This window comes from Bacillus sp. LLTC93, assembly GCF_002993125.1.
GTDB classification, from domain to species: Bacteria; Bacillota; Bacilli; order Bacillales; family Bacillaceae; genus Bacillus; species Bacillus zhangzhouensis.
The window spans coordinates 450,455-470,582 of record NZ_PVME01000002.1 but is presented as its reverse complement, the minus strand read 5'-3'; the positions used below and the strand labels follow the sequence as shown (position 1 = coordinate 470,582).

Annotated in this window: 18 protein-coding genes and 1 other annotated feature; of the genes, 10 read left to right on the top strand and 8 right to left on the bottom strand. The window is 40.7% G+C overall.

The features are described 5' to 3' along the window. Positions 1-64 precede the first annotated feature (64 nt). From C6W18_RS07645 to C6W18_RS07625, 5 genes are all read left to right on the top strand, one after another. A complete protein-coding gene (locus tag C6W18_RS07645) occupies positions 65-913 on the top strand; it encodes a YitT family protein (protein ID WP_105927039.1) in 849 nt (282 codons plus the stop codon). A gap of 48 nt (positions 914-961) precedes the next feature. Then, on the top strand, positions 962-1,291 hold the full coding sequence (cccB, locus tag C6W18_RS07640; protein ID WP_034318648.1) for a cytochrome c551: 330 nt from the start codon (positions 962-964) through the stop codon (positions 1,289-1,291). A gap of 381 nt (positions 1,292-1,672) precedes the next feature. After that, the gene (ftsE, locus tag C6W18_RS07635) at positions 1,673-2,359 is read left to right on the top strand and encodes a cell division ATP-binding protein FtsE (protein ID WP_105927037.1); all 687 of its coding nucleotides are present in this window, start codon (positions 1,673-1,675) and stop codon (positions 2,357-2,359) included. Next, positions 2,352-3,242, top strand: coding sequence for a permease-like cell division protein FtsX (ftsX, locus tag C6W18_RS07630; protein ID WP_034318652.1), 891 nt, complete (start codon positions 2,352-2,354; stop codon positions 3,240-3,242). Before ftsE ends, ftsX begins: the two co-directional genes overlap by 8 nt. Before the next feature lie 114 nt (positions 3,243-3,356). Further along, positions 3,357-4,622 (top strand): murein hydrolase activator EnvC family protein, encoded by a 1,266-nt coding sequence (locus C6W18_RS07625; RefSeq protein ID WP_034318654.1) that lies wholly within the window; start codon positions 3,357-3,359, stop codon positions 4,620-4,622. Between the two features lie 47 nt (positions 4,623-4,669). Here C6W18_RS07625 and C6W18_RS07620 read toward each other — a convergent pair whose 3' ends face one another. Continuing rightward, complete coding sequence (locus tag C6W18_RS07620) at positions 4,670-5,410, bottom strand: sulfite exporter TauE/SafE family protein (protein ID WP_034318656.1); 741 nt, start codon at positions 5,408-5,410, stop codon at positions 4,670-4,672. Positions 5,411-5,563: 153 nt separating this feature from the next. Here C6W18_RS07620 and ctpB point away from each other — a divergent pair, with 153 nt between their 5' ends. The 3 genes from ctpB (at position 5,564) to C6W18_RS07605 (ending at position 8,966) form a co-directional block, all read left to right on the top strand. After that, positions 5,564-7,012 carry a carboxy-terminal processing protease CtpB gene (ctpB, locus tag C6W18_RS07615; RefSeq protein ID WP_034318659.1) on the top strand — a complete coding sequence of 483 codons (1,449 nt, stop codon included), beginning with the start codon at positions 5,564-5,566 and terminating at the stop codon, positions 7,010-7,012. A gap of 344 nt (positions 7,013-7,356) precedes the next feature. Then, complete coding sequence (locus tag C6W18_RS07610) at positions 7,357-7,710, top strand: swarming motility protein SwrAA (RefSeq protein WP_034318662.1); 354 nt, start codon at positions 7,357-7,359, stop codon at positions 7,708-7,710. 68 nt (positions 7,711-7,778) lie between these two features. Next, complete coding sequence (locus C6W18_RS07605; RefSeq protein WP_034318665.1) at positions 7,779-8,966, top strand: PDZ domain-containing protein; 1,188 nt, start codon at positions 7,779-7,781, stop codon at positions 8,964-8,966. 9 nt (positions 8,967-8,975) lie between these two features. On the opposite strand, the gene C6W18_RS07600 is transcribed toward C6W18_RS07605, so the two are convergent. Next, a complete protein-coding gene (locus tag C6W18_RS07600; RefSeq protein WP_105927035.1) occupies positions 8,976-9,341 on the bottom strand; it encodes a winged helix-turn-helix transcriptional regulator in 366 nt (121 codons plus the stop codon). A gap of 227 nt (positions 9,342-9,568) precedes the next feature. Between C6W18_RS07600 and C6W18_RS07595 the strand changes: the two genes are divergently transcribed. Next, positions 9,569-10,243 (top strand): NAD(P)H-dependent oxidoreductase, encoded by a 675-nt coding sequence (locus C6W18_RS07595; RefSeq protein ID WP_105927033.1) that lies wholly within the window; start codon positions 9,569-9,571, stop codon positions 10,241-10,243. An 89-nt stretch (positions 10,244-10,332) separates the two neighbouring features. Next, positions 10,333-10,557 (top strand) — a binding site (T-box leader). 75 nt (positions 10,558-10,632) lie between these two features. Then, on the top strand, positions 10,633-11,982 hold the full coding sequence (locus C6W18_RS07590) for an amino acid permease (protein ID WP_034318673.1): 1,350 nt from the start codon (positions 10,633-10,635) through the stop codon (positions 11,980-11,982). Between the two features lie 48 nt (positions 11,983-12,030). Here the strand turns inward: C6W18_RS07590 and C6W18_RS07585 are convergent, their stop codons facing one another. From C6W18_RS07585 to C6W18_RS07560, 6 genes are all read right to left on the bottom strand, one after another. Then, a complete protein-coding gene (locus C6W18_RS07585) occupies positions 12,031-13,023 on the bottom strand; it encodes a glycosyltransferase family 2 protein (protein WP_105927032.1) in 993 nt (330 codons plus the stop codon). Between the two features lie 29 nt (positions 13,024-13,052). Beyond that, the gene (locus tag C6W18_RS07580; protein ID WP_105927030.1) at positions 13,053-15,191 is read right to left on the bottom strand and encodes an ArnT family glycosyltransferase; all 2,139 of its coding nucleotides are present in this window, start codon (positions 15,189-15,191) and stop codon (positions 13,053-13,055) included. A 213-nt stretch (positions 15,192-15,404) separates the two neighbouring features. Then, the gene (locus C6W18_RS07575; RefSeq protein WP_105927028.1) at positions 15,405-16,820 is read right to left on the bottom strand and encodes a HAMP domain-containing sensor histidine kinase; all 1,416 of its coding nucleotides are present in this window, start codon (positions 16,818-16,820) and stop codon (positions 15,405-15,407) included. Beyond that, a complete protein-coding gene (locus tag C6W18_RS07570) occupies positions 16,817-17,503 on the bottom strand; it encodes a response regulator transcription factor (RefSeq protein ID WP_105927026.1) in 687 nt (228 codons plus the stop codon). The genes C6W18_RS07575 and C6W18_RS07570 overlap by 4 nt, the downstream gene beginning before the upstream one ends. Continuing rightward, on the bottom strand, positions 17,500-18,483 hold the full coding sequence (locus tag C6W18_RS07565; RefSeq protein ID WP_105927024.1) for a YncE family protein: 984 nt from the start codon (positions 18,481-18,483) through the stop codon (positions 17,500-17,502). The genes C6W18_RS07570 and C6W18_RS07565 overlap by 4 nt, the downstream gene beginning before the upstream one ends. Positions 18,484-18,758: 275 nt before the next feature. Next, positions 18,759-20,093, bottom strand: a complete 1,335-nt coding sequence (locus C6W18_RS07560) for an MFS transporter (protein ID WP_105927022.1) — start codon at positions 20,091-20,093, stop codon at positions 18,759-18,761. Positions 20,094-20,128 lie beyond the last annotated feature (35 nt).

The following is a 20,128-nucleotide window of genomic DNA, read 5'->3' as shown; positions in this document are numbered from 1 at the left end:
TTTACATTCCGTATAGGAGAGCTTAAAATAGGTGTGCATTCAGAAGTAACGGAGGAAGAAAGACATGAAGCAGGGACATTCTCAATTTTTGATCGAAGCGAAAAATTATCTGTTCATTTTAATAGGATCAGCCATCGTGGCGATTGGATTTAATACGTTATTATTACCGAATCAGATTGCCGCTGGGGGCGTGAGCGGAATTAGTACCATTATGCAGTCATTCGGTTTCGAAGCGGCGTATGTGCAGTGGGGACTTAATATTCCGCTGTTTATCGCTGGTTTTTATTTATTAGGCGGTACATTTGGAGTGAAAACACTCGTTGGGTCTATTTTTTTACCTTTGATGGTGTTCTTAACAAGACATATTGCTCCTGTGACACATGAAGCACTATTAGCAGCCATTTTTGGTGGAGTGGTGATTGGAATCGGGATAGGGCTAGTGTTCCTTGGGAATGGATCAACGGGTGGAACGGCACTCGCTGCCAAAATCATTAATAAGTACACAGGACTGACGCTGGGCACATGTTTAGCGATGATGGATGGCCTGATTGTCCTCGCTGCCATGACTGTTTTTGGGATCGAAGAGGGACTGTACGCGGTCATTGGTGTATTTATTTCGAGTAAAACAATTGATGTGGTACAGGCCGGCTTCAGTCATTCGAAAATGGCGATGATCATTACAGGGCATGAGGATGAGGTCAGACAGGCGGTTTTTGATCAAATTGACCGTGGTGTGACGAAAATCTCGGCAGTCGGAGGATATACCGATCATGACCGTCCGATTCTCATGTGTGTCGTGGGACAAACACAATTCACAAAGTTGAAACAAGTCGTGAAAGCAATCGATGCATCAGCATTTGTCATCGTGATGGACGCAAAAGAGGTGCTGGGTGAGGGTTTTAAAAGGGCGTAAACAAGGATATAATAGCGATGACCAAATGATTGTAAGGGAGGGAAATAGATGAAAAAGAGCGGCTTAACACTTCTATTTGTGACAATGCTTTTTGTACTTGCGGCTTGTGGAGGAAATTCAAGCAGCAGTGACAAAGAAGGCAGTAAGAGTGCTTCTACTGTGAGCAGTGGTGAGGAAATTTATCAGCAAAACTGTATTGGCTGTCATGGAAAAGATTTATCTGGCGGAGGCGGACCAAGCCTGAAAGAAGTAGGGAAGAAATATAACGAAAGCCAAATCGCAGACATTGCACAGAACGGTAAAGGGTCTATGCCAAGCGGGATGGTAGATGAAAAACAAGCAAAAGAAGTCGCAAAATGGCTTGCAGAGAAAAAATAAAACCTTTGTCTAATCGACAAGGTTTTTTTATTTTCTATATGTAGAAAAAGACTTTTGAATAGTATGAGAGCGCATTATATTAAATTTTATTTAAAAAATAAGGGTAAAAAGACATGTTTTTCGGTTTTGGTTGTTCTATTTACCTTTTATTTATAAGTTTTGAAATATAAATGTAATACCATTGCGTCGATTCATGACGTATAATTGGAGTTGTTGAAATTTTGATGATCAATTTTTTCATCTTTTTGGATGAAAAGGACATAAATTGCTTGTACGTATCGAAGGGTATGTGCGTGACCATACATAACGTTTTTTGACGATAAGTGTCAAAACATCATGATAAGCTGTTAGTCAGCGAATAAGAAAAGATTAGGTGATTACATGATTGAAATGAAGGAAGTCTACAAGATCTATCCTAATGGCGTAAAGGCGATCAATGGAATCAATGTCTCTATCCATCCAGGAGAGTTTGTGTATGTTGTTGGTCCCAGTGGTGCTGGTAAATCCACTTTTATCAAAATGATGTATCGTGAAGAGAAGCCAACCAAAGGGAAAATTTTCATTAATAACAAAGATCTAGGCTCAATTAAGGAAAAAGAAATCCCTTATGTGAGAAGAGAAATCGGCGTGGTATTCCAAGATTTCAAACTGCTACCGACCCTTACAGTGTTTGAGAACGTGGCATTTGCCCTTGAAGTTATTGGTGAACAGCCAAGTATCATTAAGAAAAAAGTGCTTGATGTACTCGATTTGGTACAGTTGAAACACAAAGCGCGTCAATTTCCTGACCAGCTTTCTGGCGGTGAACAGCAGCGTGTATCTATTGCAAGATCGATCGTCAATAGTCCTGAGGTGGTCATTGCAGATGAGCCTACAGGAAACCTAGATCCAGATACATCAATGGAAATCATGAAGACACTGGAAGAGATTAATAACCGCGGAACAACAGTTGTCATGGCGACACACAACAAAGAGATTGTAAACAGCATCAAGAAACGCGTCATCGCAATCGAAGATGGTATGATTGTGCGTGACGAAGCAAGAGGGGAGTACGGAATTTATGATTAAAACTCTCTCGCGGCATTTACGTGAGAGCTTCCGTTCACTTGGAAGAAACACGTGGATGACATTTGCATCAATTAGTGCGGTCACTGTCACACTGATTTTAGTTGGGGTTTTTCTTGTCATTATGCTCAACTTGAATAACATGGCATCGAACGCTGAAAAAGAAGTAGAAGTAAAAGTATTAATCGATTTAACGGCGAATCAAAAGCAGCAGGATGAATTAAAAGCAGAAATTGAAAAGATTCCTGAAATCAGTGATGTGAAATACTCATCTAAGGATGACGAACTAAAAGCACTGATTAAAAGCTTTGGTGAAAATGGACAATCTATGGGACTTGTTGATCAAGAGAACCCATTAAACGATGCATTTATTGTGAAAACAACGGATCCTCACGATACACCAAAAGTAGCGAAAAAATTAGAAAACCTAAAGGGTACGTATAAAGTAACCTATGGAAAAGAAGAAGTCAGCCGACTCTTTAATGTGGTCGGAGTGGCACGTAATGTCGGCATTGCGCTCATTATTGGGCTTTTATTTACAGCGATGTTCTTGATCTCCAATACGATCAAAATTACGATTTTTGCTAGACGGAAAGAAATTGAGATTATGAAGCTAGTAGGTGCAACGAACTGGTTTATCCGCTGGCCGTTCTTCATTGAAGGATTACTGCTGGGTGTATTTGGTTCTATTATACCAATCGCTCTATTGCTTAGCACGTATCAATATGTTGTGGGCTGGGTGGCGCCGAGAGTACAAGGCTCATTTATTGCAATGCTTCCATATAATCCGTTTGTCTATCAAGTATCACTGGTCCTTCTATTGATCGGTGCAATCATTGGTGTATGGGGAAGCTTAACGTCCATCCGTAAATTCTTAAAAGTATAAATATATCTTATTTGATGGCAGCACTCGAGGATTCTATAGAAGGTGTGACCGGTTGATCCGATTCATCCGGTCGACTCTTCGTGTCGATAGTTGTCATGGGAGGGGAATGTCGTTTTGAAAAGAAAGCTGATGATGGCTGGAATGGCAGCGTTTATTGGAACAACGTGGCTATACATTCCAGGAAATGAGAATCGTGCATTCGCATACGAAGACCTAGATCAAAAACGTCAACAAATCGAAGAGAAAACATCGAAAACTGAATCAACTTTGAAGAAAAAGAAATCTGAGTTGGCAAAGCTTGAAAAGAAAGAAACAAAGTTAAAACAAGAGATTGAAAAGATTGACCAAAAGGTAAGTGCTGCAACTGAAAAGGTTGCTGAAAAAGAAAAAGAAGTCAAACAAACGAAACAAGAGATCAAGAAACTGAAAAAAGACATTCAAGTCATCAACGAGCGAATTGAAAAAAGAAAAGCGATTTTCAAAGACCGAATTCGTTCTATGCAAAAAAGCGGCGGTACAATCAACTATTTAGATGTGCTGCTAGGTGCTCGCAGCTTTAGTGATTTTGTCAGTCGTGTTGGAGCTGTCACAACCATTGTCGAAGCAGATAAAGACATGATTACAGAACATGAAAATGATTTAGAGCTGGTGGAGCAAAAAGAAGCAGAGCTAAATAATCAGCTAAGTGGACTTGAAACATCTCTGAAAGAGCTAGAAACACTGAAAAAGGATTTATCTAAGAAGCATAAAGAAAAAGAAAACATCTTAGGTGATGTCACAGATAAAAAGAATCATGCACATGATGAACTAGGCAAGCTTGAGAATGAACAAGAAATCCTAGCGAATCAAAAAGCTGCTGTGAAGTCTGAGGAAGCACGCCGTCAAAAGGAAGAAGCAAAGAAAGCTGAACAAGCAGCTGCTGAAAAAAATGCACCTGCATCTCCTAGCAGCGGTTCAGATCAAGTATCTGATACACCAGCAAGCAGCTCAGGCTTTATTAAACCAGCTGCAGGCCGATTCTCATCAGGCTTTGGCGGACGTTCTGGCGGACAGCACTACGGATTAGATATTGCAGCAAAAGGCACAGTATCTGTCGTTGCAGCAGCATCTGGAACTGTTACGAACTCAAGCTACTCAACGAGCTATGGGAATGTCGTGTTCATTACGCACAACATCAATGGACAGACCTATCAAACGGTATATGCCCACCTTTCTACAAGAAGTGTGTCGACAGGGCAGAGAGTTGAGCAAGGACAGTTCCTTGGATATATGGGGAACACAGGTCAATCGCATGGCCAGCACCTTCACTTTGAAATTCATAAAGGATTATGGAATGGTGCAAAATCAAATGCAGTCAATCCAGCGCAATATATCCGCTAACAAAAAGCCGATAACAGATGTTATCGGCTTTTTTGAGCTGTATTGACTTAAAATAATAAAAGTAATCCAGCAATAATCGGTGTTAAAAGCACAGCGGATTTCAATAAGAGCTTCGGTGCAAGGCGTGTAAATTTCGCACCAATAAATGCGCCTAATACCGTTCCAATTAAGATTTGAATCAGCAAAATAAAATCAACATAGCCTTCTGAAATATAACCAATTCCACCGCCAATGGAGATCGGGATAATGACAAGCATGGTCGTGCCAACAGCCTGTCTAATAGACAGCTTCAGCAAAATCAAAAGTCCCACTTGAATAAATGGTGCAGACCCAATACCGAACATGCCTGACAGCATACCTGATACAAGTCCTAAAATAATGCCCCTTGTCAGCAGCTGACGTGAAGAAAGCGGCTGCTGCTCTGCTTCTTCATTGAGGACAAATAGTTTGATCATCATAAAAACAGCAGATAAAAAGAGCATACCGGCTGTTAAATAGTGCAAGCTTTCCTCTGGAATAAAAGGAGCAACCTTTGCTCCCGCAAAAGAGGCAATACAAGCTAAAGCACCGACAATCAAACCAGATTTGAGCTGAATATTTCCTTCCCGGTAGTGACTGTATGCACCTGATAATGTCGTAAATGCCATAGCGGCTAAAGACGTACCTAGTGCTGTATGAATTGGTACATCAAATATTAACGTAAGCAACGCGATGACAAAACCAGCCCCGCCAGCTCCTACAAATCCTAATAAAATCCCTAAAAAAAGCATAGTTAATATAATATACATTGCAAAGACTCCTTCTCGATCATAACAGAATAAAAATTACACCTAATGAAATGATTAGTCAAGCCTTCAAGGGAGAATGTCCTTACATGAAATCCCTTCTTCTGGCATATAATAACTCAGGTCATCAGGAAGAGTTGAAGAAGGAGGCCAAATATGAAAAAACAAATCGCATCTATTATGGCAAGTATCGTTCTATTAATGAGTGCAGGGGTGATAACGCATAAAGAGAGGACTCATGCGGAGTCACCGAAAGCAGCTGCTGCAATGGCTGGACAAGCTCAATCAAGTGATCGGGCGAAAGAAAATGGAATGGAGAAAATCGAAAAAGCCTATGACCTCATTTCGAATGAATATGTAGAGGAAGTGGATCGCCAAAAGCTGCTTGAAGGCGCCATTCAAGGAATGCTATCAACTTTAAATGATCCGTATTCAGTTTACATGGACAAGCAAACTGCAAAACAATTTTCTGATTCGCTTGATTCCTCCTTTGAGGGAATTGGGGCAGAAGTGGGGGTGGATGAAGGAAAGATCATTATCGTCTCTGCCTTTAAAAAATCCCCTGCGGCCAAAGCAGGTCTTAAGCCGAAAGATGAAATCATCAGCATTGATGGTGAGCTGATGAAAGAAAAAAGCTTAAATGATGCTGTACTGAAAATACGAGGAAAAAAAGGAACGTCTGTCGCCTTGAAAATCAGACGAAATGGAATTGAAAAAGATTTAACGTTCCATATCAAACGAGAAGAAATCCCGCTAGAAACAGTGACTTCCTCTATGAAAGAGGTGAATGGTCATAAAACAGGCTATATTGCCATCTCTAGCTTCTCTGAAGATACTGCGAAGGATTTCACGTCAAGCCTGAATAAGCTCGAGAAAAAGGGCATAGAGGGTCTTGTACTGGATGTGAGAGGAAACCCTGGCGGCTATCTACAAAGTGTAGAAGATATTTTGAAGCATTTTATAACGAAGGATCAGCCATATATTCAAATCGCAGAACGGAACGGCGACCGAAAACGATATTTTTCAAAGCGGAAAGAACAGAAACCTTACCCGGTCAACGTCTTAATTGATAAAGGCAGTGCATCTGCTTCTGAGATACTTGCTGGTGCAATGAAAGAAGCCGGAAAGTATGAAGTGGTAGGGGATGTCTCCTTTGGGAAAGGAACTGTGCAGCAGGCGGTTCCAATGGGAGATGGAAGTAATATTAAATTAACGCTGTATAAATGGCTGACACCAAAAGGGAATTGGATTCACAAAAAAGGTGTCGTGCCCACTATTGCGATTCATCAGCCAGATTATTTTACTGCCGGCCCGCTTCAGCTAAAAGAACCGCTTCAGCTTGATATGAACAACGAAGAAGTCAGACAAGCGCAGACGCTGTTAAAAGGGTTGTCATTTGACCCTGGCAGAGTAGATGGATACTTTGATGAAGAAACGAAAAAAGCCGTACTTGCCTTCCAAAGCACATATAATCTGGAAAAGTCAGGTGTCATTGATTTGAAGACAGCAAAAATGATGAACAAAATGGTAGATGAAGTAAAATCCTACGAAAAAAATGATCTCCAGCTGCAGACTGCACTAAAAGCACTATATCTTAAAAAATAAAGAGGCGAAGAAAAGCCTCTTTTTTTTGGTTCATTAGTGTCACGAACTTGTAAAAATTTATTCTTAAAAATATATTATATCGAGAAATATATTCATTTATTTTACAAAAAACATAACATTCCATCGATTTTACCCGATAACATATTTATATAAGAGACTTTCTGTTGATTTAAACATGTCATGAAAATGAAACTTTTGAAAGTTGTATGTTACATAAATAATTCTTACAATAAAAAGTAGCACTCATTTTAAATATTTTATTTTTTGCGGATATTCAGCTTGAGCATTGAGCTGTACCGAGGTTTGCGCTTTTCTTAAAAGAACTAGTAAATGGGGGTACACAATTGAAAAGGGCAAGTATTGTGAGAGAGAAAAAATATTACGAGTTGGTAGAGGAGCTTAAGGGTCGTTCGAAAGATGTGACGTTTTCCGCTACAAAGGCATTAAGTCTGCTCATGCTGTTAAGCAGATACTTGGTCAATTACACAACGGTAGAATCAGTCGACGAAATCGATGAAGACTGTGCTGAGATATACTTCAATTATTTAATGGATAATCATAAGAGACTTGGTATAAACTTAACCGACATCAAGAGGTCGATGCAGCTTCTCGGCGGCATACTAGATGTAGATGTGAATCACTATTTAAAAGATTTTTCACTGTCGAATGTCACACTTTGGATGAATCAGGAGAAATAAACCTGATGTCAAGCATCGATTTATTTGATAGAATAAGAGAAAATGCTTGACTTGGGCGGTGAACGATAATGAGCTCGGAGTGGATGGGAGCCGGATTAAAAGCGGTCGGTCTGTTTTTAATCCATCCTCTTTTTTATTTCATGATATTAATCAGTCTATTGTATGGCTACATCCGCGTAAAGCGGGAGAGAAAAGCGTTTCAAACAAGAATAGAAGATGTTTACGATGAACTTAAATTTACATATTCAAAGGGATGGATTCTAGGAGTTTGCCTATCCGTCATTTCAGTAGGCTTAGGGATTGCCCTCCCGCCTGGATTCATCGTGCTGATTGCAGCAATGACCATCGTATTCTCTTTATTCTTTAAGGCGAGTGCGCTTTCGTCTGCATACACACTCGGTTTCAGTTTTATTGCGGCACTTGGACTGATGTATTTCCAAGTGAGCCATTCTTGGCTGCCGCAGCTCTCAATGATGAATGCATCAGCCGTTGTCATTTTGCTAGGGCTCCTATTAATGACCGAGGGAATTCTAGCATATCGAACGGCGCATTTACGTACATCGCCTGCAATGGTGATGAGTGCGAGAGGACTTTTGATTGGTCAGCAGCGGGCAAACCGTCTGTGGCTTTTACCGCTTGTTTTGCTGATGCCGGCAGGTGAATTGACTTCTTCTCTACCATGGTGGCCAGTGCTTCAAGTGCATGATCAAAGCTTTTCATTTATTTTGATTCCCTATATCATCGGCTTCGGCCAGCGGATTCAAGGATCACTACCAATTGTCAGTATTCAAATTACGGCACGACGTATTCTCATGCTCGGACTCGCTGTTGCCTTACTAGGTGCTGCAAGTATTTGGTTTAAGCCTATAGTCTGGGGAGCTGTATTGATAGCGATTGTAGGAAGAGCCTTTCTCTCATGGAAGCAGAGGGTCAATGATAATGCTGCCCCGTTCTATTTCTCTAAGCGTAATCAAGGGCTGATGGTGCTAGGAATCATTCCGAATACACCAGCGGCTGATTTAAAGCTTGAGATCGGAGAAGTCATTACAAAGGTAAATGGAATTGAAGTCAAAACGGTTTCAGAATTTTACGAAGCTCTTCAAACGAACCGTGCTCTGGCAAAGCTTGAGATCATTGGCTTAAATGGTCAGACAAGGTTTGAGAAACGCGCTTCTTACGAAGGAGAGCATCATCAGCTTGGCATCCTGTTTGTGAAGGATGATCCACAGCAAGAACCAACAGCGATTTCATCTTAAAAAAAGCTGCTATAGATGGCAGCTTTTTTCTTTTGGGCGTGTTTCTTTTCCATATGATTCGCCCCATTCACGCATGGCGAAGATGATGGGCTTTAATGTATCTCCAAGAGAAGTCAGGGAATATTCGACACGAGGGGGAATCTCCTCATAGACTTCTCTGTGAACAACACCGTCTTGTTCAAGCTCACGTAATTGCAGCGTGAGAACACGCTGAGAAATTCTTGGCAGAAGCCGGCGCAATTCGTTGTATCGTTTTGGACCGCAAGTCAAATGATAAAGGATGACTCCCTTCCATTTCCCTCCAATGACACTCGTTGTGACCGAAACAGGACAGCCATGATTGACAATGCTGACTGGATTGGATGGTTCACTCATCTCTACACTCCTTTCTAAGACGAAAATGGTGATAAACGAACATGATTGTACCTAACGAACAAAAATGTGCGTACTTGAATCGATGGAAGCTTTTCTTTTACCATAGAGATATCACATCACATATTCGGGCTTTTGTTTTTTTATCATAACAATTTCTATATGAAAATGGAAAGAAATTGGATTGTGAAAACACACACCCTATTTGTTCAATAGAAAGGATGAATAAAATGCAAGACAAAGAGCAACTAAAAAAAGAAATCCTTGAGGCGTTTGAGTTCCGTCATGCGACAAAAGAGTTTGATCCAACGAAAAAGATTTCAGAGGATGATTTTGCGTTTATTTTAGAAACAGGAAGACTTTCCCCAAGTTCTGTAGGATTTGAGCCTTGGAAGTTCCTCGTCGTTCAAAATGATGCTTTTAGAGAAAAATTAAAAGAGTATACATGGGGGGCGCAAAAGCAGTTTCCAACTGCTAGTCATTTTGTGATCATCTTGGCAAGAACAGATGCCCGCTATGATTCAGCATATGCAGAATATATCAACAAGCAAATCAAAGGAATGACAGACGAGACGTTTGATATGGTAAAGGGACGCTACAAAGAATTCCAAGAGAACGATCTCCATTTGCTAGAAAATGACCGTACATTATTTGATTGGGCTTCAAAACAAACGTATATCGCCCTTGGAAATATGATGACAGCTGCGGCACAAATCGGCATTGATTCATGCCCAATTGAAGGATTTAGCTACGATGAGATTCATCGTATTCTAGATGAAGAAGGGTTACTTGAGGATGGTCAGTACGACGTTTCTGTGATGGCCGCCTTCGGTTATCGTGTCACTGAGCCAAAGCGTGGAAAAACGCGCCGTCCGATGGATGAAGTTGCTGTTTGGATTCGCTAAAAGAGGTTATCTGAAAAAGGATGTTGACAATTGCGTGGTTAGTCAGTATATTTAAAAAATAAAATCTTTGATGAATATATAAATTGACTATAAACGCTTTGACTTGAGAATAGTAGATGAACATCCGTTTTTTAAGAGAGCTGCGGGTCGGTGCAACGCAGTAAAACGAATCATTGAACTCGCTCAAGGAGCGGTAAGACTGAATGAATAGTAAGTCTTTACGTGTGACCTCCGTTATCGGGTTTTAAGTTGGATTCAGCTATATCTGGATCAATAAGAGTGGTAACGCGGTTGCAAGGTCAGTCGTCTCTTCAAGGAGATGGCTGGCCTTTTTATATGCTTTTATCCTATATTTGTCTGAAGATTCAAATTTAAAGGAGCTATTGAAAATGGAAAAGGAACATGTGCAGTTAAAACGAACAATGACGTCAAGGCATATTATGATGCTTGCGCTTGGCGGTGCAATCGGTGCTGGTCTGTTTAAAGGAAGCAGTTCTGCCATTGATATTGCAGGTCCTGCTGTCATTTTGGCATATATGATTGGTGGTCTTATTTTATTATTTATTATGCAAGGACTTGCCGAAATGACCGTTGCTCGACCTGGCGCAAGAACATTCCGTGATTTAATTGAACCTGTGTTAGGAAAATATCCGGCCTATTTCTTAGATTGGATATATTGGAAAATGTGGGTGCTGAACATTGCTGCAGAAGCCATTGTGTCTGCGATCTTTATTCAGTACTGGTTCCCGCAAGTACCGATTTGGACGCTTGTGTTAATCATTTCACTTGTTGTGACATTGATCAATGTTTGTTCAGTCAAAATGTTTGCTGAGACAGAGTACTGGTTAGCTTCCATTAAAATTGCAGTCATTATTTTATTTATTATCATTGGGTTAACGATGCTGTTTGTCTCATTTGGACAGCATGCAGCACCGGGATTATCCAACTTAACCGATCACGGTGGATTTTTCCCTAATGGAACTGGCGGCTTAATTGCGGCCATGCTAGTTGTGGTGTATTCATATGGCGGAACTGAGATGATTGGGGTCACATTAGCGGAAACAAAAAACCCTGAAAAAATCATCCCAAAGGCGATTCAAAGTACATTTGTACGAATCATCGGTTTCTATGTACTTCCGTTCTTTATCATTGTCAGCTTAATCCCTTGGAATCAAGTAAACAATGAGCAAGTGAGTCCATTCGTCACAGTGTTTGCAACAATTGGTGTGCCGTATGCAAGTGACATCATGAACGGTATTATTTTACTAGCCATTTTGTCTTCTATGAACTCTGGACTGTATGCTTCATCAAGGGTCCTTTATACGCAGGCGATGGATGGGCGTATATGGAAAGGCTTCTCCAAGCTTTCAAAACAGCAGGTGCCTGTCAGAGCAATCCTTGTGTGTACATCCACATTGTATGCGGCTGTATTGATTTCTCTTTTTGTGGGAAGCCAAACCTTTAATTATTTGATGGGATCTTTAAGTTATACCGTCTTATTCATCTGGTTTATCATTGCTGTTGGCCATTTGAAATCTCGAAGCGTAGCAGAACCAGGGGGATATCGCGTCAAGCTGTATCCTTTCACAACATGGTTTTCTGTGATTGCGATCATTGCCATTTTTATCGGCGTTGTGTCAACTACTCCAATTGTACAAACGATGGTCACAATGGGCATTTATCTCATCATTACACTTTCTTTCTTCATCAACAGAAAGCGGTTTGAAACTGCCGCTTAATACAAAAAAGCGTGCTGGACCTTTTCGAGAAGGTCTCGCACGCTTTTTTTAATGCTGTTTGTAGTGCTTGAAATGAACAGGGGATTGAACCGGGTGCGGCTTTGCTTGAAGCCCGTAGCTCTCCCTGACGATATAAAGCGGCCGGTCCTTCGCTTCATCGTAAATTCGGCCAATATATTCTCCGATCATTCCCAGCATGAAGAGGGTGATGCCGCTAAAGAACAGCTGAATGACAATTAATGAACTCCAGCCAGTAATCGTGCTATTGGTAAAAAGCTTTAAGTACAAAACAAGGAACATCGAAATGAATCCAATAGCAGAAAGGGCAATGCCTGCCACACTGGCTAGCTTTAAAGGTTTATAGGAGAAAGAGGTGATTCCGTCCATCGATAGCTTGAGCATCTTTTTGAGAGGATACTTCGTTTCTCCTGCTAGCCGCTCATCTCGAACGTATTCTACGGCAATTTGTTTGAAGCCGACCCAGCTGACTAAGCCGCGAACAAATGGATTTTTCTCCCGTATTTTTCTCATTTCATGACACACCTTACGATCCATCAACCTGAAGTCGCCAGTGTCGATGGGAATGTCTACTTCGGTGATTTGACGTAGAACCCGATAGAAAAGGGAGGCGGTGTGTTTTTTGAAAAATGTTTCGCCTTTTCGCTTGGTGCGGACGGCGTATACCACTTCATAGCCTTCCTTCCATTTTGCAATCATCTCTAATATCAATTCGGGCGGATCTTGTAAATCTGCATCGATGACCACGATGGCCTGACCCTTTGCATAATCCATGCCAGCTGTAATCGCAATTTGATGCCCAAAGTTACGAGAAAAATCAATGAGTCTCACATTCGGATCAGTCTGGCAATATCCTTTTATCATTTCAGCTGTTCGATCCATACTGCCGTCATTGACGAAGAGAAGCTCATATGCTTCTCCCGTCGAATCCATAACGGTTTTAAGTCGCTGATACGATTCATGGATGACAAGTTCTTCATTATAGACTGGGACAACAATCGAATATTGTATGCTTTTTTCCATCAGCCATTTTCCTCCTTTTAATAGATGAATTAATCAACGGATAGTTCGTAAAGGGTGCCACTCTCCATTCCGCCCATTCGTCCATTTGACTGATCAGGTTGTTCAGATTGTTTGCTGTCAGTGCTGCCTGTTTGTTGCTTCGTTTTGGATGTAGAAGTGCTCTGCCATTTAGAAGTAGACACTTCTTTGCCGTTTTTCTGAATCCAGTTCAGAATGTCTGAGCTTCCGCCTCTCATACCAGAGAGATAGAAGTATTTGATTTTTCCGTCTTTGACGAGCTGTTTAAATTCGCTAAGCGTTAAAATGTTATCTGAGCCACTAAATCCACCTAGTGCCATAACCGCTTTCCCTGTCTTAATAATGTAAGGGGAAGCTGTGGTTGCATCTGTTGTACCAAACAGGAAGGCTTCCCCTGTATTGTTTTTCTCAAGGTAGCTGATCAACTTCTCATTCACCTGTGAATTCATGATGCCGCTTGAAGTTGCAAGCTGGGGACCAGCCTCTGGTAACATGCTGTTTCCTCCGTAAAGAAGAGGTGTGCTTGCCCAGAACAGTGGTGCGATGAGCATGCCAAGGATGGCGATGAGAGACGTCAGTTGTTTTAGTTTTTCTTTTCCTTTTATAAAGAGCAGGGCAAGGACGGATCCAACGCCGATGAGACCAACCGCAATGCTTAACACAAGACCAATCGTGCTCGTAAAGGTGGATAAGATAAAGATTTCAAATGCTGTTGTCACCAAAATAGCCATCGGAAGCAGCCATTTTTTAAAGCCGGTCCCTGTTTGGAATAATTGAGTCATAGAGACCCAGCCTGCTCCAGCTAATACGGCAATTGGCGGTGCCAGCATGATTAAATAATAGTGGTGGAAAAATCCAGCTACACTGAAAAATCCAGCAACGGGTATAAGCCAAGCTAACCAAAATAGCGTTTCCTTTTGTTTTGTATTGAGACGTCTTCTGTCAAAAGCTGTTGAGAAGAAGATGCCAATTGTGCCAATAAGAGCAAATGGAAGCAGCCAGCTGATTTGATCGGACAGTTCAGATTGGAACAGACGTAATGGACCTTTTGTTCCTGTACCAAACATGCCAGAGCCATTTCCCATTTTTCCGCCACCGCCATTTGGCGGTCCATCAGCACTTCCACCTCCAGAAGGCATGTCAGGTGGTGTCGTGCCATTTGTGCTACTTGGCGGTCCTTGCATAGACGGCTGTTCCTGTCCGGAAGATTGATTGGAGCTGTCTGAGCTGCTTTGATTTCCATTAGATGGCGGCTGAGGCATGGTGGATGAATCATTATCGTTTTGCTGATCATCCTGCTGTGAAGGTGGTTGACCTTCACCCTCACTTGAGCCGCCGCCCATTCCACCACCTCCGCCAGACTGTTGACCAGTCAGCCGCTGGAGACCGTTGTAGCCAAAGGCTAGTTCTAGTGCAGAATTTGATTGACTTGATCCCATATAAGGGCGATTGTCTTTTGAGATGAGATCAACGGCTATTGACCAAGAAGCAGATACACCTAAAAGAACAATCATTGAAATCATCAGTGAAAGTAATTTTCTCTTCCATGTCGTGCGATAAGCTATGATGTAAAAAAGGATGAGTGCTGGTACGATCATATAGGCTTGCAGCATCTTTGCATTAAAGCCGACGCCGATCATTGCAAATGAAGCGATCGCCCAAAGCACCTTTTGCTGTTTCACAGCCTTGAACATCATACCTGTTGCTAGTAAAAGGATAAAAACAAGTAAGCTGTCAATGTTATTTGTACGAGATACAGCGACTGCGATTGGTGTACAAGCCATGATGAGTGCAGCCAGTCTTGCAGCGGCCTGGCCGAATGTTGGTTTGACAAGTCGGTAGATTAAGTAAACAGATCCAATACCAGCCAAAGCTTGAGGCAAGATCACACTCCATCCATGTAAACCAAAAATTTTGGCACTGATCGTTTGCAGCCAGAAGGCAAGCGGGGGTTTATCCACCGTGACATACCCTGCTGGATCAAATGAAGCAAAGAAGAAATTATGCCAACTTTGCATCATACTTGTGACAGCGGCAGTATAATACGCATTCACCGTATCATCATTCCAAATGTGATAAATGTTTAAGATGGCAGATAAGATCAATATGAAAAATAAATAAATATCAAATTTCTGTAAACGTCTGATCAAAAGCATGTCACTCCTTTTTCTTAACTTGAAAAAAGTGTAACAAGCAAATATGAATAAATTGTTAATAAAAAAAGACCAATTCTTTATGTTTTAGGGGAATAAAAACAGCTCTTGTTGAAAAGAGCTGTTCAAGTTGTATACATATGCTATTGATACTGGTCTATAAGAGAAAGGAAAGGTTCCAAATGAAAGTGTGACAAGATCTGTGATTTGTTATTGAGTAGGCAAGTTTTCATTGAATGAAGCATTTGGCAGCTGAATGATGGCTGTCGTACCGAGTCCAGGCTTAGATTGAATATTAAATGTGCCATGATGTTTTTTAATAATTTGATAGACAATGGCTAGTCCAAGCCCAGAGCCGCCATCCTTTCTCGTGCGTGCCTTATTTACTCGATAAAATCGCTCAGAAACATGCGGAAGATCTTCTTTTGGAATGCCATTGCCTTCGTCCGTCACTCTCAATTCAGCAGTGTTTTGCTGAACATGTAATTCAATCGAAATTGACTTCCCAGATGGAGTGTAATGAATGGCATTGTCCAGTAAATTACGAACCACTTGTTGCAGTCGATCGCTATCACCATAAACAATACAATCCTCTTCAAGTGTCCGTTTGAGAGAAATGCCCTTTTGATTAGCGATGAATGCCATTTGATCAAGAACATCATGGATAAGCTGTGCAAACACGATTGGCTCTGTTGTTAGAGGATAAGAATCCCCCTCTAACTGCGCAAGGTCTAAAAGATCGTGAACAAGCCGGCTTAAACGTGTGGCTTCATCTTGGATGATTTGCATTCCTTTTTTTTGATCAATGACACCCTCTTCAATTCCTTCTGCATATCCTTTCATATAACTTAAAGGAGTCCTAAGTTCGTGAGAGACATTAGCAAGAAATTCTCTGCGGTGCTGTTCAACCTTTTCAAGGGTAGAAGAGAGTTTATTAAAGGAACGGCTAAGCTGGTTTAACTCATCCCCTTTTTTAGTCACAGCCATGCGTTTTGAAAAATCACCAGATTCCATTTCCATTGCAATTTCTTTCATTTTATTAATCGTCCGCACGACTTTATTGGAACTTTTATATCCGATAAAGAAAATCAGCAGAAGAATAAATAAAATGGATACGCCAAGTGTCAATCTGATTTGGACAAATGGTTCATAAACATCGGATAAGGGCATCGAGAGAAAAATTGTCCCCGATAGGTCATCTTTGTTTGAGAAAACAGGGATGGCGATACCGAGAATATCTTGGTGAAACTGTGGATGTTCTCTAATTAACACGACGGTTTCCCCTTGAAGAAGCTTTTGGCGTTCCTTGAACGTGATGAGGTTATCATTTGTGTTCGTATCAAAAGGGATACCACTTGAAAGCTCCATTGGGTCATCTGTGAAAATAATGTTCGCCTCACTTGAGTCATTTGCCCATTTGATTCTATCGGTAAAATACGTGTCTTTACCGTGTTTGTGATAGATTTCTGCCAGCTTCTTTCCTTGTAAACTTAAGGAATCAATTTGTTTATCAATATATAAGTGCTGGTATAAGTAATAGGTAAGTGCGAGAGCTGAGGCTGCAACAATTCCGGTAACTGCAAGGATTAAGAAGAGTACTTTCTTTTTAATGGATAACGGCTTCATTCCTCCTCCTCAAACTTATAGCCGACACCCCAAACGGTTTTAATAAGCCGTTCAGCTCCCTTTAATTTCAGTCGTAGCGTTTTAATATGTGTATCGACTGTTCTTAAAGAACCACTGGTCGAGTGTGTTTCCCACAATTTTTGATAGAGCTGTTCACGGGAAAAAACTTGGCCCTGATTAAGAAGAAGAAACATGAGTAAATCAAATTCTCTTCTAGTTAAATTAATGGGCTCTTGATGGAGGTAGACTTGTCTGCCATCTTGATCAATCTCCAAGTCGCCGATCTGCATTCGGCTGCGCTTTAGCGAAAGACCCCTAATTCGTCTTAAGGTCGTTTCAATTCTTGCTGCAAGCTCACGCAGACTGAAAGGCTTCATGATGTAGTCATCCGCTCCAATTTCAAGTCCTCTAATTCGATCCTCCTCATAACTTCTAGCTGTTAAAAATAAAATGGGAATTTGGGATGTTTGTCGAATACGCTGGCAGACTTCGAATCCATCCATATCAGGCATCATGATATCCAATACAACAAGGTCAACGGGTTCCCTTTTAAGCTGATGTAAGGCATCCATTCCACTGTTTGCAGTGATAATATGAAAGCCTTGTTTTTGCAAAAAGGAGCCGATTAACTCAAGCATATCTAACTCATCATCTACTATTAAAATATGCATCTGTTCTTTCATTTCTTTTCCTCCAACACGATAGCATAGGGCCCTGATGGGACATTCAGTCGTTTTTTCATCATGAATGTATGTTTATCGATGACTGATACTGAATTGTCATCTAAGTTACTCACATATATTGATTTGGTATCGGCGGTGATATAATTCGGATTTTGACCGGTTTCAATAGAAGCAAGCTGCTGATTCGTCTCTGTATCTACTTTGTATAGCGTATGGTCTCCATGACATAGTACATATAAAGTAGAGGAATCTTTCTCTGAGAAAAATGCAACTGGCATGACGCCTAGTTTGATTTCGCGCTGTTTTTTACCTGTTTTAGGGTCGTAAGCAAAAATGCTTTTATTTAAGGTGCCAGATTTACCGTGTCCGCCAATCCAAATGGAATGTCCATCAAAATGAATGCCAGAAGGTCGTTCTAGTACAGAAATCGTACGTGTATTTTTTTCTTTTTCAATATCTATGACTGAAACTGTATGACTTTCTGTGTTTAAAACAAACAAAGTTCCTGAAGAAGAAAGCGCCATAGACGAGGGTGACTTTCCGGTCTTCACAGTTGCTTTTATTTTTTTGCTCTGTGTATCAATAAAATAAACGACATTCTTCTTTGAATCCGCTACAAGTAAAGTGTGAGAAGCTGCATCATATGTAAGTGAAGTCAGCCCTTTATTCACGTCCATATAATCTGTTGCTGTCCCTTTTTTTAAATTGATTTCTATCAGGGATTGTCCTTCTTTGCTTGTCGCAATGATGACGTCTTTGTTGATTTGAATGAGATCAGTGAGTGGATGTTTTAAATCAACGGAAGAGACAATTTTATTCTTTTGTAAATCTACAATTGAAAAGGAGGCTTTTTTTAATTGAGAAATCACAGCAAACGATTGCGTGCTGCCAGGTGGCGTAAATTGCTGGTCTTTTCCGCATCCCGACAGGAAAAACAGTAGAGCTGACAAACAGATCAAATAATATTTCACACGTTCCATCCTTCCGCTCCTTTGCGTCCTCTATTTTCAAAAAGCATACCACAAAAATTGTGAAAAAAAATCGAAGTTATCATTGCTGGAAGATATGAAAAAAAGCTTTTAGATTGTGAAGTGGGACAACTTTCAGCTAAAATTCCTTTTTCGTCTTATCTTATGACCTTTTTCTATCTATAAAAGACGATTTTCACGGTTTGATTATCGTGATGTTTAAGCTTACAGTGATACAAATAATCAAAACTCCCCCGCCCTAAATAAACATAGAGCGAAGGGAGTCATTAAGCAGAATGCCCCGATGATGGAGAGGTGGATTTTGTTTTTATGCGTTGAGATAAAAGGAAACCAAGGATTCCCGCGCCCATTAATACAATAAATAGAGCTTGAAAACCACTCATAATACCAATCAATGTAGACGATATGATACTGCCAAAATATCGAAAGGTAGAGAAAATACCAGATGCCGAACCAGATAAGTTTTGATCAACGGATGTTAAAGAAGCCATCTGCATACTGGTCATACCAATTCCTGATGAAATTCCACCTGCGACTAATGTGATAATGAGAAGTGGTAAACTTGGATAACTGTTTAGTGTGATAAGCATGATGCCTGATAAAGTAAGGCAGAGAAATGAAAATCGAATCATTTTTTTGGCGCCTTTTCTCGGATGGAGCTTTGCCCCGAGCAAGCCACTTATAGACATACAAAGTGAAAAGACCGAAAGAATAATACCGCTTTGTGTATGAGAAAGTGCAAGTTGTTGTTCCATAAACAGCGGCATAATGAGAAGGATGGCGTACATGACAAAATTGCTTAGCATGATAGAAAGGTTGGCGTTTGTAAAAGCACTGTTTTTAAATAGTGACAAATCAATGATCGGATTCTTTACTTTCCGTATATGTTTGAAGAATAAAGGTATCGCGATCAATGCTAGAATCCCATAGACCAAGTATTCATTTAATACTTGGCTTTTTGTGCACAGAATGAGGGTGGCAATCCCGATGGTTAAGTACAATGAACCGACGATGTCTACACTTGCTTGTAAGCGTGTATGCTTCATTTTCGGAATGAGTAAAACGCCTGTGACAAGTGTGAGGAACAAAAATGGGATATTTACTAAGAAAATAGAATGCCAATCAAAGCTCTGAATGAGAATCGAGCCAATAAAAGGCCCAAGTGCAGCACCAATACCTGCTCCAAAACCAAAATACCCCATTGTTTTAGACAGTTTTTCAGGTGATACCGTTGCACGAATCAATGCAATGCTGTTCGGTGTTAAAATAGCTCCACCGGCTGCTTGGATTGATCGAAAGGTGATAAGAAAAGCAAGATTAGGTGCAAAAGCACATCCAATCGAGCCAATCAAAAAAAGCATCACCCCGACTAAATACATGTTGCGGTGGCCGTATATATCTCCTAGCTTTCCAGCGATAGGCTGAGTGACCGCCATGACGATAAGGTAAATCGTGACAACCCAAGTAATGTTTGAAATGGATTGTTCATAATAAGTTGATATGGATGATAGAGCGACTGCGATCATGGTTGAATTGACCGGAACTAATATAGCTCCAAGTAACAAAGAATAGATGATCAAGCTCTCTTTTTTTAACCTCAATGTGTATACCACCTTTTGTAAAAAAGAAGAATTTC

Coding starts and splice junctions, on each gene's coding strand:
- cccB (WP_034318648.1), top strand. CDS start 962: ATGAAAAAGAGCGGCTTAACACTTCTATTTGTGACAATGCTTTTTGTA.
- C6W18_RS07570 (WP_105927026.1), bottom strand. CDS start 17,503: ATGAAAGAACAGATGCATATTTTAATAGTAGATGATGAGTTAGATATG.
- ftsX (WP_034318652.1), top strand. CDS start 2,352: ATGATTAAAACTCTCTCGCGGCATTTACGTGAGAGCTTCCGTTCACTT.
- ftsE (WP_105927037.1), top strand. CDS start 1,673: ATGATTGAAATGAAGGAAGTCTACAAGATCTATCCTAATGGCGTAAAG.
- ctpB (WP_034318659.1), top strand. CDS start 5,564: ATGAAAAAACAAATCGCATCTATTATGGCAAGTATCGTTCTATTAATG.
- C6W18_RS07595 (WP_105927033.1), top strand. CDS start 9,569: ATGCAAGACAAAGAGCAACTAAAAAAAGAAATCCTTGAGGCGTTTGAG.
- C6W18_RS07565 (WP_105927024.1), bottom strand. CDS start 18,483: ATGGAACGTGTGAAATATTATTTGATCTGTTTGTCAGCTCTACTGTTT.
- C6W18_RS07645 (WP_105927039.1), top strand. CDS start 65: ATGAAGCAGGGACATTCTCAATTTTTGATCGAAGCGAAAAATTATCTG.
- C6W18_RS07575 (WP_105927028.1), bottom strand. CDS start 16,820: ATGAAGCCGTTATCCATTAAAAAGAAAGTACTCTTCTTAATCCTTGCA.
- C6W18_RS07600 (WP_105927035.1), bottom strand. CDS start 9,341: ATGAGTGAACCATCCAATCCAGTCAGCATTGTCAATCATGGCTGTCCT.
- C6W18_RS07585 (WP_105927032.1), bottom strand. CDS start 13,023: ATGGAAAAAAGCATACAATATTCGATTGTTGTCCCAGTCTATAATGAA.
- C6W18_RS07605 (WP_034318665.1), top strand. CDS start 7,779: ATGAGCTCGGAGTGGATGGGAGCCGGATTAAAAGCGGTCGGTCTGTTT.
- C6W18_RS07620 (WP_034318656.1), bottom strand. CDS start 5,410: ATGTATATTATATTAACTATGCTTTTTTTAGGGATTTTATTAGGATTT.
- C6W18_RS07590 (WP_034318673.1), top strand. CDS start 10,633: ATGGAAAAGGAACATGTGCAGTTAAAACGAACAATGACGTCAAGGCAT.